This is a genomic window from Streptomyces sp. NPDC021100 (assembly GCF_044333095.1).
Lineage (GTDB): Bacteria > Actinomycetota > Actinomycetes > Streptomycetales > Streptomycetaceae > Streptomyces.
On record NZ_JBIRQH010000012.1, the window covers coordinates 208,732 to 225,038 of the forward strand.

Genomic DNA, 16,307 nt, shown 5'->3' on the forward strand with positions numbered 1-16,307 from the left:
TTCACCGGCGTCCGCGGGGGCGCGGCCGCACGGTGCGTGGGGCGGGGAGGTGTGACACCTGCTGGGCGGAGGCGAGCTCGGCGCGGGCCTGCTCGAGTTCGAGCGAGAGTTCGGTTGCGATGCGGATCAGGGCAGCGTTGCGTTCGCGTTCGGCGGCCAGTGACTCCTTCGTAGCGGTCAGCTCCTCTTTCAGGGCAGCGTTGTGCTCCGTGAGCTTGTGCAGGGCTTGCGGGGTTGAGGACTGGGCCTTGGCCTGGGACTGGAACTCAGCCGTGCGGCGGCGGCGCGGATCGCCTGTCCTTCGGCTTGTCGGTCTCTGCGCCGGCGCGTCATGCCGCACCGCCGCCTTCCCTGACGGTGGGCCGGCTCACGTTGTGCTGCTCGATGACGGTTCGCGCCCTGGTGGCCAGAGCCGCCGCCCGGTCGCGGCGGGGCCTGGGCGACAGGGGTCGTGCGCCGTGGCTTCCCAGAGGGGGACGCGGCTTTGCAGATGGGCGATGTCGCGGTCGGTGTAGGCCAGGTTATGGCACGAGGTGCGGCAGAACACCTCGTCCGGGCCGGTGTCATCGGGAGGACCTCTCCGGGACGAGCGCCGGTGAGGTAGCAGATCACGACGAAGCACGCGGCGACCAGGACGCGGATCAGCAGCGCAAGCTCCGCGGCGGTGACGGGCCGCTCCCTCCAGGCGCGGTCGCCGACCCGGCCGGTGATCGTGCCCAGGTAGCAGTCGTCGGCGATCGGCACGCCGAGCTCGGCCGCATACGCCGCGGCCAGGACGCCGAGGCAGGTCTGCCGACGCTGGCGCTTGAGCCCCAGCAGACGTCCCAGGTGGTAGGAGCTGACCGCGCCCGCGGTCCGCGGGTCCCCGGGGAGTGCCGAGCCGGTGTGTGCCGCCTCCTGGACGAACAGCCGCACCCGTTGCGAGGGCGGAAGGCCGTCGTAGACGCGCTGGCTGGGGTGCTCTCCGGCGGACAGGATCCGCAATTGCCTCCAGGCGTCGCGGATGTCCGGGCCGAGGTCCTCGACGATCCGCAGCGACCAGTCGAGCAGCGCCTCCATGGTCGCCGCGGCGATCCGGGGGGTGGCGTTGAAGCGGCTTCGACCCGGCATGTCGGCCAGCTCGCGAAGGGGCCGACCCTGCCATGGCTCAACGGTCGCCAGCCGGCACGCCTCGGGCAGGTGCCCGCCGTAGGCCCACAGGGCCCGGACCGCGTTCAGCAACTGGTACTTGGCGTTCGGGGTCACCGGCAGGGCCTGCACCTGGCCCAGATACGCCTCCAGCAGACCATCGCCGACCTCGCTCAAGGATTCGACGTCCTGGCCGTCCAGCCAGACGGCGAAAGGCCGCAGGCGCAAGAACCACATGCTCACTGTGCCGCAGCCAGCCTGCTCGTGGGTGCGCTTCCCGCTCATCTCGACGGGGTGAGGGCAGTCCAAGGCTGCCAGGACGAACGTCTTGAACGGACGGACCAGCTGGCTCGGGTAGGTGCCCCACAACAAGTTGACCGCCGACCTGTGCGGGTCGGGGTGGGCAGGCGTCAGGCGCCATACGTCATCGTCGAAGCAGCCCAGCTCGCAGGCGCGGGTGCCGGCGCGCACGGCCCGGTTGGCCAGCACTGCTCTGTCGCCGGCCGGCCAGACCACGTCCTCGGCCGCGGCGGCCTCCTGTGCAGCCGCTTCGGAGATCACCGCAGGTCCATCCTTCCGTCCACGAGGTCCTCGACCATCTGCCGTTCCCTCTCACTCAGGCGCCGACGCGCCTGCTGTCGGTCGGCGTCGTTGTAGTGCCCGATGAGGTCGGCCAGCTGCGCCAGCGGTTTCTCGAAGCGCACCCGCCACACGGCCTGGTCCATGTGCGGACGCAGGCCGGCGAGCCGGTCGTGGAGCGCGAGCTGTACCGGCAGGTGGTGCGGCAGGCCGCGAGCGTTTGCGCAGTCCAGGCAGGCCAGGAACGATGCCGTGCACGGCTGTCCGGGCTCGGTCTGCGGTCCGGCGAGATGGTCGGTGCACGCGGTCGCTGCGGTGTCGTACTCGCCGTTGATCATCCGCCGGAGCGTGTCCGGGGGCAGGGCGCTCTCTTCGGCCGCCGCTGCGAGATCCGTACGGGCCCGGTCGACGAGAGCAGCAGTGATCACGGGAATCCGGCGGCGGGCACGCGCCTTACCGACCTCGGCACGCAGTGCGGCTCCCACGACGGTGCGGCTCTCGCGCTGCATGTCGGGGCTGCGCTTGAGACAGGAGTCGTTCATCGTGCGCCGGGTCTGCGCGACCGGCCGGCGGCTGTGCTCGATGCCGGTCTGCCGGATCCGCCGTGCCTCCACCGACGGCAGTCCGCCCGCCGACGCCTTCCCGGTGGGAAAGCCGTGCCCGGCCGCCCACTTGCCGATGTACGACGCCTGCGTGCCCTGTGGCCACCGGGAGTTCGAGCTGGTGGGCCGCGGGTTGAACCCGCTGAACGCCAGAGTGTGGCCGCCATGGCGCCGTGAGACCTCGGTCAGCTCCAGCAGAAGCCGGTAGACCCTAGCCGGCGAGCGGAACATGGGAAGATCGTCCTGCGGCGACTGCAGGAGATCGCCCAGCCCCGGTGGCAGGTCCTCCAGAGCGGTGACCATGTGCTCGCGGTCCGGGCCGCGCCGCGGCTTGACCGCCTCCACCAGTGCAAGACCGCCCTCGGCGAACCCTCCGTCGGGCCGGTAGTGCACAGCGGGCCAGGCCGCCACCGTGCCGAAGTTCTCCGCGGTCAAAGCGGTCAACAACAAGGCGAAGGCCGTCATCTCGGCCCCGGCCAGGCACAAGCGCAGGCCGATGCCCGTCAGACCGCCCGACACGGCACCCACCACACTGCCGCAGGGATACCGCGGCAGATGCCCGAACCGATCGAAATGATCCAGCAGCCCCCCCGAGCTCCACCTCGCGGCCGTGCTGAGGAAGATCCCCCGCGCGGAAACCCTCCAGCAGTGCCCGTCCCGCGCGGATCCGGTCCCGGGCCCGGCGCACATCGCCGCGCACCCGCGTCATGATCGCCTGCATCTCCCCGTCCGTGTAGGCCCGCGTAGCCTGCCGGCCGTCGTACTCCGGGAGCCTGCGCGCGAAGAGCTCCGCGCGCGACGCCGCGGGCAGCTCCTGATCGTCACGCAGCAGCGCCCGCAGCGTCTCCAGGTATATCCGCTGCGACCGCACACGCCCGCAGAACTCCCACAGCCCCCGCATGTGCGCCGCGGTGACCTCGCCGGGGATCGCGGGCGCGGGATCCAGCGTCGCGAGGTACCGGGCGATCAGCGTCACCGCCGTGTAGACGGCGTGGGCCCCCTTGAGCCGGGTGACACCGGAGCGCGGAGACGTCCGCCGGACAAAGGCCCTGGCCAGCCACTGCCGGATCCCGACGCCGATCTCCACCAGGTCCCCGTTCTTGTCCCGTATGTTGCCGAAGTCGAAGACCCGCTCGGCATCCCCGGACTGCTCCAAGAACCGCACCACGGTGCCGTCGCCCTCCGGCAGCAGCCGCTCCGGAGGCTGCCACCCCGCAGGCGGCTGAGACGCCTTCCGGCCGCCCCGCAACCGTGTGCTCATGCCCCCCTCACCTCTCCGCCGGCCGCGGTCGCGGCGCCGACCGGAAGCAGGGTCCGGCCCCCGGCGTGCGCGACGGTACGGATCAGCGCGTCGACGGCAGGCTGCTCGTCCTCGTCCAGGAGCGCCATCAGGTAGTCGACCTGCAGCGCCGTGAACGGCTCCAGGTAAATGTCCTTGGTGACCTCCGGGTCGTCGTGCCCGAGCAAAGTACTCAGGGCGTACCAGATGCCGCCGAACTGCTCCCGCAGGTCAGCCAGCTCATCGGCGGTGAACCCCTCCACGGACGGCTGCCTCACCAGCGACAGCACCGAAAACCACTTCAGGGCGAAGGAGTGCCGGCACATATGAGGCCGGGCCCACAACGGGCACTGCTCCCGACGCCGCTCCCGCTCTTCTCCCCGCAGGTGCGGCGCGGTCCACTGCACCCACTTCTGCGCGATCCGTGCGTTCGCCGCCTGGAAGGTGTCCTCCCAGCCGTCCGGCTTCTTTGGCATACCGGACGGCGCGAGCCACAGCGCCAGCGGCTCCAGCCCGTACTCCGTGCGGCGAAAGAGAAGCCGCCGCTCATCGGGCACGAGGCAGTCCAGCGAAAGCACACTCTCCGCACCTCCCCCACCTCCCTCCATGCGCAGCGTGCGGGAGCGGGCGTTGTAGCCGGTCACGACCCTCACGTACCGCAGCCGCTCGTACCGGCCGGTGCGCTGGGCCCGCCGGATCGCCTCCGCCCGCGAACCCTCCAGCGGGTCGCAGTAACCCTCGATGTCCTGCAGCACCCGCCGTGGGATCCGGTACGCGCGCCCGTCCTTCTTCGCCCCCTTGGTACACACCGCCGCCAGCCACGCCTTCGGGAAAGCGACCCTCCGCCCGCAAAGGAATCTCCACGTCCAGGACGCTCGCCCACTCCTGCAGCCGCAGCCCAGTGCCGTAGAGCCCGTCGACGAACACCGCGTCGCGGTCCTCGTTCACCCCACGCCAGCCCGGGATCCGCAGCCCGTCGAAGCCGTAGCCGCGCAGCCCGATGTCCCGCCACTGCTCGAAGGCGGCCCGCAGCATCCACTTGATCTGCCGCCGCCGTGCCCCTGCGGGCCGAAGCCCGTCGCGCGGACAGCAGCCGCCACCAGGGCTGATCCCCTCGGGCCGGCGCTCGTCCTCCTCGGCGGTCGAAACGCTCGGAACGGGATTCACCAACGCGTAGGCGCCCGAAGCCCACGTATAGAAGGTGTTGAGCGCGGCGCGGTCGGTGTCGAAGCTTCCTGGCTTCACCCGCTCGGCGTTCCGTACGTCTGTCAGTCGCCAGTCCTTGAACGCCTCAACGTCCCGCCGCATCGCCTCACTCCAGCGGCGGCCCACGGCGTCGAGGAAGTTCAGCCACACCACCAGGGCCATCGCGTAACGCCGCCAGGTCCTCGGCTTCCGTCCCGTCATGGGGCTGACGCGGAAGAACAAGTTCAGGCGAGGGTCCGGCGGCACCCCGGTTGGCGGCACGAGGATCGGCGTACCGTGCCGAGCCCCGTTCCGGGCAGCCCGCTCGCGAAGGTCACCGAAGACCGCGAATTCCTCTTCGGCCAAGGTGGGTGGAAGCCTGAGGAAGTCGTAAAACTCAGCCCTCCACCCCTCCTCGTGCTCATCCTTCAAGTGCCCTCCCGAGCCGTCGAATGCGACAACTCCAGGGAGCCTAGTGAAGGGCTGTCATGTCGCCGCTCTCCAGGAGGTCGCGGATGCCGTCGGTTGTTGGGCTGCTGGAACAGCACGAGCTTGCTGCTCGCCGACGCGTGGGACGAGTTGCGGGAGGAGGCCGACCGCGTCCAGGCCGAGCTGGCCGCGACCGAGCAGGAGTGGCAGGAGTGGGTGATCGCCCGCAGGCGGGTCGATACGGTGCTGGCTCCGGGCGGCGGCAACACGGTCGGCGCCGAGGCCGCCGCAGATCCGCAGAATGCAGACGCGCCGTTGGCGGATCGGCACGCGGCGAAACCGAAGACACAGGTGCCAGTGTGGCGCCAGGGACTTGCCTCGTCGGTGCTGTCGGTCGACTACCAGCGCATCGTGAAGGTGCTCGATGTGCTCGTCGCTCAGGTCGGCGAGTTGACGGTCCTCCAGATGCAGGACGGAGTGGATGACGCCGCGCAAGGGGTGCTTGGGTGTGTCGGTCTGCCGCACGACCTCCCGCATGGCCTCGGTGTCGGTGACGTCCGCGGCGTGCACCGTCACGGTGGCGCCGTGTTCGGCGAGCCGGGCGAGGACGGACGGGGCCTGGAAGTCTGATGAAGATCTTGCCGAGGGCTGTCCGGCGGTGGGCCGGGCAGCCCTGGGTTATGCGGTGGCTGGTGCGAGGTGCCAGGAGCTTGCGGTGCGGGTGAGTCCGAGGGTGATGAGGCGGCGGAGGTTGAGGGCGGCTGCCCGGGTGTGGAGCCAGGTGTTGTTGGCGATGGTGCCGCGGTAGCGGAGTTTTCGGTTGCCGTGGTGGACGAGCCAGGCGACGGCGCGTTCGACCGGTGGTCTCCAACGGCGGTAGCCGGCCTGCCAGTCGGAGTCGTTGGCGGCTTGGCGGCGGGCGGCTGCCTGCAGGTCATGGTGCGGGCGGATGGTGACCGTGCGCCCGCCCCTGGCTGTGGTGCACCGCCCGCGCAGGGGGCATCCGGTGCACAGGTCCTTGAAGGCTGCGATGCGCCGGCGGTGTTGTCCGCCGGGAGCCGAGAGGGACACGGTGTGTCCCTGGGGACAGGACACGGTGGCGGTGGCCGTGTCGATGGTGAAGTCGTCGGGGGTGAAGCCGCCGGGCACGGCCGGCCGCAGGGGTGCGGGTTTGAGGAACAGCCGGTGCCCTGCCTGGTCAAGTGTGTGGCGGGCCTCGCCGGTGGAGTATGCGGTATCGCCGAATACGTCGAGCGCGGTGATCTCACTGGCGAGCAGGTCCAGGCCGACGGCGGCCTCGTGGTACTCGGGCCCGGTGCCCGGGGTGAGGGCACCCGCGGTGAACAGGCTCGTCTCGGGCTCGACGGCCAGATGGGCTTTGTATCCGTCCTGCTGGTGGGTGCGGGTCTTGTGGACATGCCGGGATTCGGGGTCAGTGGTGGAGATCATCCGGTCATGGGCGGCGCCGCGGGCGATGCGCCAGCGTCCGTCACGTCCGTCGGAGCTGTCGGCCGGTTCGACGTCCTGCCCGGCGACCAGGGCCAGGATGCCGACCGCGTTCGCGGCCTTCTCGCCCAGCTCCAGCTCGGGCAGACGGCCCGGCAGATTGAGCGCGTCCTTCACCAGCGCGTCGACGAGATCGGCCCTGGCCTGCTCGTCGTTCCAGGCGATGCGGGGCTTGCCCGGATCGCTGTAGTCGTGGGCGGTGCAGCGAGCGGCCGCGATGCCGGCGGCGCCTGGGACCTCGGGGATCACCGCGCGGACGGCGGCGATGAGCTGGGTGACGGGTCCTGGGTGGCCACCGCGTCGTCCAGCACCGTGGAGTCCAGGGCCCGCCGGTGCCTGCCTCTGAGTACCCCGGTGGCCTTCACGACCTCCCCCACCGCCTCGAAGACGCGGGTCGGCCGGGCCGAGCGGGCCAGTCGGCGCCGGAAGTAGGACAGCAGTGACGGGTCGAAGGCGGTGTCGTGCAGGCCCAGCCCGCACGCGGCCTTCCAGCGCAGGTCACACCGCAGTTCCTGGACCGTCTCGAAGTCCGACAGCCCGTGCAGGGCCTGCAACGTGATCGCCGCAGCCAGGACCTGCGGCGCCATGGACGGCCTGCCGTTCGCCGACGGATACACGTTCGCAAACATCCCGGCGGGAAACAACGCGCCGCGATGTTCCGCCAGGAACGCGAACACGCTCCCGGCCGGAATCAACCCCCGGCACGTCTCCCACACATCAGGCCCGACCGTCTCCCCATCCCATTCCCCCATCACCACACCAACGAGTCTGGCCCCACCGCTCACGCGACGGGACCAGAACCCGACATCTTCATCAGACTTCTAGCCCTGCGTGCCGTCCTGGTTCACCGGGTACAGCCCCAGCTTCCCCTCCGGGTCCGCCGGGTTGGTGCCCTTCACGTCACCCACGAAGAGGTTGATCTTCGCCTTGAAGCGGTCGAGCCCCGCGCGGTCGCCCATGAACCTGCCGAGGCCGAGCGGATTCATGTTCTCGTAGTCGAAGATCCCCTTGCGGCCGGCCGGCGCGGGGACGTCCGTACGGGCGCTCCAGCCGTACGACTTCTCCTGGTAGCCCTTCGACAGGACCCAGCTCAGGTACAGCTTGGCCGCCGCCTTGTGCGGCGCGTCCTTCAGGATCGCGCCGGTCTGCGGCCACGCGACCCACGGCGACTTCTCCGGGATGCTCGTCGTCGACAGGCCGCTGGAGCTGCCGGAGCTGCCGAAGTTGGCGACGTAACCGTCCTTGCCGACGGCCGCGGCCGCGTCGGCCGTGCCGCGCACGAACTTCGGGTTCTGCGCCATGAGCTTCTTCAGGTAACCCGTGCCGTACTTGTCGGTCAGCTGCTTGAAGTAGTACAGAACGGCGTCGTCGTCGTTCGGGTACGTGAAGACGAGCTTGTTCTTGAACTCGGGCTTCAGGAAGTCCCTGGCCTCGACGGGTGCCTTGTCGCCGAGCGTCGTGGCGGTGACGTTGGCGAAGCCGATGAAGAACAGGCCGGTGTAGTAGCCGTCCTTGTCCTTGATCTTGTCGTAGATCTTGTTCCAGCCCACCGGCTTGTACTTCTCCAGCGCGCCTTCCTTCTTCCAGCGCGGGAAGTCGTCGAGGGTCTGGAGGTGGACGACGTCGGCGACGACCTTGTGCTCGGCGATCTGCTGGTCGAGGCGTGCGTCGTGGTTCTTGCTGAAGTCGACGACCGTGTCGACCTTCATCTTCGGGAACTGCTTGAGAAAGGCGTTCTTGAGGTAGTCGGCCTGGCCCGGCTTGTCGCCACCGGCGTAGACCACCAGCCGGCCGCCCTCGGCCAGCGCCTCCTTGTACAGCTTCTGCAACTGCTCCTCCTCGCTCGCCGCAGTGGCCTTCGAGGCACGCGGGGAGGTGGAGGGAGAGGCGGACGGGGCAGCGGCGGCGACGGTGGCACCGCTCGCGGCCAGCACGCCGAGGGCGGCGGTCGCGGCCCAGACCTTCCGGGTGGACTTCACAAGGACTCCTTGATGGGGAGGGAAGCATGTGGGGATGCAACGCGGCGAGATCTGCTTGAACTTTCAATGACTCGCTCGCCCCACCCTAAGCCCCGAGTACTTAAACCTTCAATAAAACGGGTGGTACAGGCCGGATCCAGCACCGCCGGCTCACTGGACGCGGTCTCGTGCAGCCCGCCCCGTACACCCGCGCCGCCGTCCGCGGACTGTCGCGCGCGGCTCGACAGCCCCCGGGAACGGCCGCCACGCACCTTCGGGACCGGCCGACTCGAGGTACGAGACGTGGACCGAGCGGTGGCGACGCGGTTCGCCTTTCCGCCCCCGTCGACTCCCTTGCCGACCGGAGGGCCGGCTGGAGAACCCGGGCGAGGTAGTGTCACGCCGGTTGTCCGGTGTGGTGAGGGGGGTCATGAGCAGGGCGTTCTCTGGTCGGGTGGGTGGGGCCGGGGTGGTCGGGGAGGCGGTGGGGTCCAAGGCGGCGCTGGTCGGCGCCACGGTCGGGCTGCTGCCGCTGTTCGGGCTGCTGACGCCGTTGTTCGGGACGGGTGGCCGGCCGGGCCGGCTGCTCGTGGCCGGGGCCGCGCTGGTGCTGTTCGGGGCGGTTCAGGTGGCCGTCGGGTGGTCGTACCGGACGGCCCGGTTCGGGGCGCGGTTCCGTTCGGGGCTGCTGCTGCCGCTCGCGGCGGCGGCCGTGGTCCTGCCGCTGTGGCTGGGCCGGGAGTGGACCCTGCTGCTGCCGTACCTGGCGTCGAGCGTGGCGGTCGCGGTGCCGCCGCGGCTGTGCGTGCCGGCCCTGGCGGGCACGGTCGGTCTGGCGTACGCGGTGGCCGAGCGGGTCGACCCCGCCGGGGGCGTGCCCACCGTGCTACTGACCGCAGGGGTCGGCATGGCCATGGCGACCTACCGGCGGATCCTCGACCTGAACGCGGAACTGCGGCGTACCCGACGCGAGTTGGCCCGTTCGGCGGTGGCGGAGGAGCGGCTGCGGTTCGCCCGGGACGTGCACGACGTGCTGGGCCACAGCCTGCTCCGGCTCATCCTGCACACCGAGGTGACCCGCCGGCTGCACCGCGTCGGGGAGACCGACGTGGAGGCGGAGCTCCGGAAGATCGAGGACCTGGGGCGGCAGGCGCTGGAGCGGGTGCGCGAGGCCGTCAGCGGCTATCGGCGGCTCGACGTGTGCGCCGTGGTCGAGGAGGCGCGGCCGACGCTCACCGACGCGGGGGTGACGCTCGCCTTCGACGCCGGGGCGGACGAGCTGCCCGAGGAGGTCGAGACGGTCCTGGGCTGGGTCGTCCGCGAGTCGCTCAGCAATGTCGTCAAGCACGCCGGCGCGGACCGCTGCACGGTCACGCTCCGGGTCGCGGACCGCCAGGCGGTGCTGGACGTACGCGACGACGGCTCGGGACGCGGCCGCCCGGGCCGCGCGGGCAACGGGCTGACCGGGCTCACCGAACGGGTGACGGCGCTGGGCGGCAGGCTGCACGCCGGCAACGCGCCGGGCGGCGGCTTCCGGGTGCGGGCGAGCGTCCCCCTGGAGGGCGCGCGATGATCCGCCTGCTGCTGGCCGAGGACCAGGAGATGGTGCGTACCGCCCTCGCGACGCTGCTCGGGCTGGAGCCCGACATCGAGGTGGCCGGCCAGGTCGGCGACGGCGCCGAGGTGCTGCCCACCGCGCGGCGCGTGCGACCGGACGTGTGCCTGCTGGACATCGAGATGCCCGGGTGCAGCGGACTGGACGCCACGGAGGCGCTGCTGGCCGAGCTGCCCGGGACCAAGGTGCTGATCTTCACGGTGTTCGACCGCCCGGGCCATGTGCAGCGCGCGATGGCGGCCGGGGCGAGCGGGTTCATCGGCAAGAACCGGCCGGCGGAGGAACTCGCGGTGGCGGTCCGGCGGGTGATGGCCGGCGAGACCGTGATCGAGCCGGCCCTGGCGGCCACCGCCCTGCGCACCGCGCCCAGTCCGCTCACCCCCCGGGAGCGGGAGGTTCTCGCCGCCGCGCTCGACGGATCGCCGGTCGCGGCCGTCGCGGCGCGCGTGCACCTGTCCGAGAAGACCGTGCGCAACTACCTGTCATCCGCCATCGGGAAGACCGGCTGCGCCAACCGCTTCGAGGCGGCGCACCACGCGCGCGAACGCGGCTGGCTGTGAACGCTACCCGCGGTGTGCCGGGGGGCCGGCCACCAGGAAGGGTTCCAGCCATCCCGGCCGGGCCGCGTCGGCCAGGGGGACGGCCGCTTCCACCGGGACGTCCGGGACGTTGTAGTACTGCCGCCCGGCGGCGGTCGCGGCGGTGAGCGTGGTCAGGCCGGCCCGCCGCTGGAAGAAGGAGGCGTGGAAGATCCAGCCGGTCACCGCGTCCTCGCGCAGCACCTGGCGGCGGCGTACCAGCGAGCCCCGGCGGATGACCAGCCGGCCGGCGTGCAGCGCGTGCCCGAGGTTGCGGTAGCGGTCCCGGGCCAGCAGCTCGGCCGCCGGCGGCAGGAGCAGCACGGCCACCCGGCTTCCGTGGGGCAGCTCCGTCCACCAGGGCCCGTCGGTCCACGCGGTCACCGTCCAGACGAGGGCGACGACGGCCGCCGCGCCGGCCCGCGCGCGGCGGAGCAGACGGCGCGCGGAACGGGTGCCGTGCGCCGTCAGCGGGCAGTCCACGGCCGAGGGCGCGCCCGACACCGCCGCCGCGACCCGGCGGGCCTCGGCGAGCGACGCGGGCGGGAGCAGCAGGGCGCCGCCGCTCCCGGGGGCCCGCCCGGCCCGCGGGCCGGTGGTGACGGCCGTGCAGCGCGCGCCGCCGAGCAGCCGCAGCGGCAGGGTCTCGCTGATCTCCACCCCGCCGATCCGGTGTTCCTCCAGGGTGACCGAGCGCACGGTGGTGAGCCCGTGGCGCGTCCGGAGCGTGCCGTCGGCGGAGCGGGCGAGCCGGAAGTTCCGGAAGGAGAAGGCGTAGCGGACGGCGGACAGCGCGGACGCCGCGAGCAGCGCCAGGACGACGACCACCGCGGCCGACAGGCCGGCCGGGAGCTCGCCGAGCCGGCGGGCGAGCGCGCTCAGCCCGGGGATCCGGTCGGGGCCGAGCTTCTCCTCGTCGAGGAAGGTGGTGAACGACATCAGCAGCACGCCGAGGCCGGCCGGGCCGGTCAGGGTGACGGCGCCGAAACGGATCCACCCGGGACGGAACGCGGCTATCTCGCCGTGGTCGGCCACCGCCTCGGTACGCGACGGGGGCCGGTGAGCCGCTTGTGCCAGGGGATCGCGCGGCGCCCGGCGCAGCAGCTCGTCGCGCAGCCGCTCGGCCACCGTCGCGTCGAGCGCGTCCAGGACCAGTTCGTCGCCGTGCCGTCCGGACCGGCCGGTGCCGACGACCAGTCGCTGCAGGCCGAGGATCCGCTGGTACGGCCCGGAGACGGCGTCCACCGAGCGGACGCGGTCGCGCGGGACGGTGAGCAGTTCGCGCCGCAGCAGGCCGCGGCGGAGCAGGATCTGGTCGCCCGTCAGCCGGTAGGACGTGCCGGCCCAGCGGGCCGCTCCGATGCCGACAGCGGCCACCAGGCCGATGAGTCCCCACAGTTGGGGCGGATTCCGGCCGAGGAGCACGACCACCGCCAGGGGCGGCAGCAGCCGGACGGCCTCGCGCAGGGGGTGCACCAGGAGCATGCGCGGGCTCAGCCGTCGCCACTCGACCGGGGTCTGTCCGTGGTCGGCCGGTCGCCCGGTCCGGGGCTCGCACAGGGATGGCCGGTTCACGTGGCGTCCCCCGTGGTCTCGCGGATCCGCCGGGAGAGGTCCTCGACCAGGCGGTTCGCGACCTCGTGGTCCAGCGCGTGGAGGTGGACCGGGCCGCGGGCGGAGGCCGTGGTGACGGTGACGTCGGCCAGACCGAACAGCGCGTGCAGCGGGCCGCGGCGGACGTCCACGGTCTGGATGCGGGAGACCGGGACGATCCGCCGTTCCTGGTGGAACCAGCCGGTCTGCGCGTAGACCGCGAGCGGCGCCGCCTCCCAGCGGTGGACGCGGTAGCGCCATCCCGGCATGACCACCAGGTGCGCGGCGGCGACCGCCACCGTGCCGGCCGGCCACACGGGCCGGCCGGTGCCTGTGTGCGTGCCGAACAGCAGGACGGTCTCGGCGACGAGCAGGACGGCCCAGCCGGCGCCCGCCCGGACCGTCCAGTACAAGGGCGCGCGGCGGCTGACCCGCTCGGAGGGAGGCCGTATGGCCGTTCCGGCCTGCGTTGATGCTGTCACCCTCCCCACTCTGGCCGGACCCGGCGGCGGCCCCCAGAGCGTCCCGTCCCCGGTTTCCCGGGACAGATGTCCCTGGTCGCCGGTGCTTGGTCGCCAGAGGTCAGCGCGGGGTCCTGGTCGCCGGGGGTCAGCGCAGGTTCTTCTCCAGCGCGGCGCTGTACCTGTGGATCGAGTGGTCGCGGACGCCGTCGCTCGCCGGTGCGAAGGCGTCCGCGGTCAGGCCCTTCGCCTTGTCGGCGAGGCCGCCGAAGAAGGACATGGCTTCGCGGATCCTGCCGTCGGCGTCGATATACCGCAGGGGCTCGACGTGGGTGTACGCCGGCTCGGGCGGCAGCTGCGGCACGATGTCGTTGTTGGTGACGAAGCGGAACAGGCGTTGTTTGAAGCTCTTGTTGCAGGCGGTCGCCAGGAGCCGGTCACAGGTGCGGGGCCGGCCGTAGGTGCCGGGCTGTAGCTGCGGGTCTTGTGGTCGGTCGTGGACGGCACGGACACGGCGGGTTCCTCTCAGGGGCATCAGGGCGCATCTCAGTCATTGCCGTGAGGCGCGGGCGGCAAAGACCTCCTCCGCCCGATCCACTCGAACAGGTGTGCCGCACCGCGTGCTGGTGACGGTGGGAACCTGCCGCCCGGGGGCCCCACGGGGCATCCCACGGCAACGGCGGCACAGCACTCATCACGCGTTTTTCAACCACACACTTTCGGGGGACACCGCGGAGCGCTCCGCACTGCCTAGCATTCTCATCACCCCTTCCCATGCAATTGCATATGGGAAATGGTGATCTTGACAGAAGGAAATCCGCAGGTCAGAAGCGCAAGGGAGAGGTCATCCACATGATCTTCAGCAACGGCATGCCGGCGAGCGCCTTCGCGGACGTGCAGTGGGTCAAGAGCAGCGACAGCATCGGCGAGGGCAACTGCGTGGAACTGGCGCAGCTGCCCGGCGGGGAGGTGGCGGTGCGCAACTCCCGCTTCCCCGACGGGGCGGCCCTCGTCTACACGCGGGAGGAAATGGTCGCCTTCCTCCGGGGCGCCAAGCGCTGCGAGTTCGACGGCCTGGTCGCCTGAGGCCGGAACCGTAGGCCATAGGTAGAACGGCAGGCATCCAACCTCCATGCTGGGTCCGGCATCTGTCGGTCGCGCAGGGGAGAGTGGATGTCTGCCGTTCCCAAGCCTCAACCAGAGCAGGCTGCTTCCGTCACCGGTCGGCGAGGCGACCAGAAGCAGTCGGGCTCCACCCGGCTCCTGGGCGACGAACTCCGCAGGATGCGCCAGGAGCGCGGCTTGGGCCTGAAGGACGTCGCTCCGGTCATCCGGGGGTCGGTCTCCAAGGTCAGCCGGCTGGAGCGCGGCGAGAGTCCGCCGAAGGAACGGGACGTCCGGGACCTCGTCCACTTCTACCGGATGCCGCCGGAACGGGTGCGCATGATCGAGGAGTTGCTGCAGCAGACGCGCAGTGAGGAGTGGTGGCAGCAGTACACCGACGTCACCCCGGCCTTCCTGCGCCGGCTCATCAGCCTGGAAGGCCAGGCGGAGAAGATCTACACGTACGAGACCCACGTCGTCCCCGGCCTCCTGCAGACACCGGCCTACACCCGGGTGCTGATCAGTGCCGCTCTGCACGGAGCGAGCGAAGACGCCATCGAGCGCCGGGTGCGGTTGCGCCAGGGCCGCCGGGCGGCGTTCAGCGCAGGCCGCCCCAGGGTGGTCGCGCTGCTGGAGGAAGCGGTTCTGCGCCGGCTCGTGGGGAGCCCCGAAGTGATGCGGGAACAGCTCCAGTACCTGATCGACATCGGCCGGCAGGGCGGCATCAACATCCGGGTGATCCCCTTCTTGAAGGGTGCCGACGCCGTGCCGTTGTCATCGGTCACTCACCTCTACTTCGACGACGGCGGCCCCCCCGAACTGGTCTACCTGGAGCACCTCAACAGCGCCCAGTATCTGACCCGCCCGAGGGAGATCGACCAATACCGGCACGTCCTCAACCGGCTGAGCAGCTGCGCCGCCGGCCGGAAGGAGAGCGAGCGCCTCCTGGAGAAGGCGATCGCCGAGTTCGGCTAGGCACCGCTAGCCGCGAAGGCGCGCCACTCCGCCCCATTCGACCCATTCCTCGGGGCGCTTGGCCGGCAGTGGCGCCGTGGGGTCGGCCCGCCAGTCGATGACGTCGACCAGTCCGGGCTCCAGGACGTCGAGGCCGTCGAAATAGGCGCGGACTTCGTCCTTTTCCCGCACCCTGCCCCACCTGTCGCCGGTACTGCGCGCCATGAGCTCGGTGACTTGGCGGCGGATGGCGGGGTCGTCGCTGACGAGCTGGCAGATCACCATGAGGTTGCCGGGCCCGAGTTCTCTCAGACGGTCCGCGGTGCGGCGGACGACCGCGCGGGGGTCCTCTGCGTCACCGGTGTCGGGCAGACAGTGCAGAACGGAGACGAACAGGGCCGCTGTGCGACGGCCGGGCTTGAGGAGGTCGCGGACGGCCTGATGGCCGAAGATCTTGTCCGTGTCCCGCATGTCGGCGGAGACGACCGCCGTGTTGCGGTTCTCGTCCAGTGTGGTGCGACCGTGGGCCAGGACGATCGGGTCGTTGTCGACGTAGACGACGCGGCAGTCGGGGTCGATCCGCTGGGCCACCTGGTGCACGTTGTCCTGGGTGGGGAGCCCCGATCCGTGGTCGAGGAACTGCTCCACTCCGTAGTCGCGGACCAGGATGCCGACGACGCGGCGGAGGAAAGCCCGGTTGTGGAGGGCGATTTCGCGTGAACTGGGTGCAATCTTGAGCAGTTCGGAGCAGGCTGTGCGATCCGATTGATAGTTCTCGATTCCTCCTAATAACCAGTCGTACATGCGAGCCACGCTCGGTACGTTTGGGTCGATGTCGGGAGTTTGCTCTTTCTCTCCGCGGACCACGCTGCCCCCTTCGGTTGCGGTCCGGCCACGACAAGAAGCCGCCCATCGTAGGGCGGCTCGGCGGTGCGGGACAGACCCCGTTCGGGGGGCGGGTGGGGACGAGGGTGGACGTGTCAGCGGAACGGGTGAAGGTGGGCGACGGCCGTCCGCCGCCCACCGCGCTCACTCAGTGGCGGCGGCCCCAACTCAGGACGACCACCCACTCACGAGCCGGCGCCGGAGCGTTCCCCAGCACCTGCAGCACGGCCTCGACGAGGGGGCAATCGACCATGGCGGCCGCTGCGATCAAGAGCCAGAGGAGCAACCTTTTGGCGCGTACCCGGATTTCACCTCCTCGCGGACGCGTTCCCTCCGCCTCGGAGGCAGGCATACTTAGAGCGTGTCCTATGTGGTGAGGCGGATGAGTCGCTTGTAGCAGCAGATCGCGGCGGCAAGTCCGAGAAAAGCCAGGTAGTTGCGGGGATCGCGC

The 16,307-nt window shown here is 71.0% G+C and carries 11 protein-coding genes and 4 pseudogenes; 5 read left to right on the top strand and 10 right to left on the bottom strand.

Features of this window, described 5'->3' with window-relative positions; genetic code table 11:
• Positions 1-189: 189 nt before the first annotated feature.
• The 3 genes from ACH4PU_RS22325 to ACH4PU_RS22335 form a co-directional block, all read right to left on the bottom strand.
• Entirely contained in the window at positions 190-1,689 is a 1,500-nt protein-coding gene (locus ACH4PU_RS22325) for a hypothetical protein (RefSeq protein ID WP_398274663.1), read from the bottom strand.
• The gene (locus ACH4PU_RS22330) at positions 1,686-2,828 is read right to left on the bottom strand and encodes a hypothetical protein (protein ID WP_398274666.1); all 1,143 of its coding nucleotides are present in this window, start codon (positions 2,826-2,828) and stop codon (positions 1,686-1,688) included. Before ACH4PU_RS22330 ends, ACH4PU_RS22325 begins: the two co-directional genes overlap by 4 nt.
• A 738-nt stretch (positions 2,829-3,566) precedes the next feature.
• Complete coding sequence (locus ACH4PU_RS22335) at positions 3,567-4,397, bottom strand: hypothetical protein (protein WP_398274669.1); 831 nt, start codon at positions 4,395-4,397, stop codon at positions 3,567-3,569.
• An 891-nt stretch (positions 4,398-5,288) separates the two neighbouring features.
• On the opposite strand from ACH4PU_RS22335, the pseudogene ACH4PU_RS22340 reads away from it, so the two are divergent.
• Positions 5,289-5,625: pseudogene (locus ACH4PU_RS22340) on the top strand (hypothetical protein); the annotation flags it as partial.
• 48 nt (positions 5,626-5,673) lie between these two features.
• Here the strand turns inward: ACH4PU_RS22340 and ACH4PU_RS22345 are convergent.
• From ACH4PU_RS22345 to ACH4PU_RS22355, 3 genes and pseudogenes are all read right to left on the bottom strand, one after another.
• Positions 5,674-5,781, bottom strand: a pseudogene (locus ACH4PU_RS22345) (KR domain-containing protein); the annotation flags it as partial.
• A 99-nt stretch (positions 5,782-5,880) separates the two neighbouring features.
• A pseudogene (locus tag ACH4PU_RS22350) lies at positions 5,881-7,463 on the bottom strand (IS1182 family transposase).
• 66 nt (positions 7,464-7,529) lie between these two features.
• Positions 7,530-8,687, bottom strand: a complete 1,158-nt coding sequence (locus ACH4PU_RS22355; protein ID WP_398274672.1) for an ABC transporter substrate-binding protein — start codon at positions 8,685-8,687, stop codon at positions 7,530-7,532.
• Between the two features lie 409 nt (positions 8,688-9,096).
• Here ACH4PU_RS22355 and ACH4PU_RS22360 point away from each other — a divergent pair, with 409 nt between their 5' ends.
• Both ACH4PU_RS22360 and ACH4PU_RS22365 read left to right on the top strand, forming a co-directional pair.
• The gene (locus ACH4PU_RS22360; protein ID WP_398274675.1) at positions 9,097-10,239 is read left to right on the top strand and encodes a sensor histidine kinase; all 1,143 of its coding nucleotides are present in this window, start codon (positions 9,097-9,099) and stop codon (positions 10,237-10,239) included.
• Complete coding sequence (locus tag ACH4PU_RS22365; protein ID WP_398274678.1) at positions 10,236-10,841, top strand: DNA-binding response regulator; 606 nt, start codon at positions 10,236-10,238, stop codon at positions 10,839-10,841. Before ACH4PU_RS22360 ends, ACH4PU_RS22365 begins: the two co-directional genes overlap by 4 nt.
• Positions 10,842-10,844: 3 nt before the next feature.
• On the opposite strand, the gene ACH4PU_RS22370 is transcribed toward ACH4PU_RS22365, so the two are convergent.
• The 3 genes and pseudogenes from ACH4PU_RS22370 to ACH4PU_RS22380 all read right to left on the bottom strand — a co-directional run.
• A complete protein-coding gene (locus ACH4PU_RS22370; protein ID WP_398274681.1) occupies positions 10,845-12,434 on the bottom strand; it encodes a PH domain-containing protein in 1,590 nt (529 codons plus the stop codon).
• On the bottom strand, positions 12,431-12,934 hold the full coding sequence (locus tag ACH4PU_RS22375) for a PH domain-containing protein (RefSeq protein ID WP_398274684.1): 504 nt from the start codon (positions 12,932-12,934) through the stop codon (positions 12,431-12,433). The genes ACH4PU_RS22370 and ACH4PU_RS22375 overlap by 4 nt, the downstream gene beginning before the upstream one ends.
• Before the next feature lie 127 nt (positions 12,935-13,061).
• Positions 13,062-13,400, bottom strand: a pseudogene (locus ACH4PU_RS22380) (lipase family protein); the annotation flags it as partial.
• Positions 13,401-13,765: 365 nt separating this feature from the next.
• Here ACH4PU_RS22380 and ACH4PU_RS22385 point away from each other — a divergent pair.
• Positions 13,766-13,999, top strand: coding sequence for a DUF397 domain-containing protein (locus ACH4PU_RS22385; protein ID WP_398274687.1), 234 nt, complete (start codon positions 13,766-13,768; stop codon positions 13,997-13,999).
• Positions 14,000-14,086: 87 nt separating this feature from the next.
• The gene (locus ACH4PU_RS22390; protein ID WP_398274690.1) at positions 14,087-14,992 is read left to right on the top strand and encodes a helix-turn-helix domain-containing protein; all 906 of its coding nucleotides are present in this window, start codon (positions 14,087-14,089) and stop codon (positions 14,990-14,992) included.
• Positions 14,993-14,998: 6 nt separating this feature from the next.
• Here ACH4PU_RS22390 and ACH4PU_RS22395 read toward each other — a convergent pair whose 3' ends face one another.
• Positions 14,999-15,838, bottom strand: a complete 840-nt coding sequence (locus tag ACH4PU_RS22395; protein WP_398274693.1) for an SAM-dependent methyltransferase — start codon at positions 15,836-15,838, stop codon at positions 14,999-15,001.
• Positions 15,839-16,307: the final 469 nt, after the last annotated feature.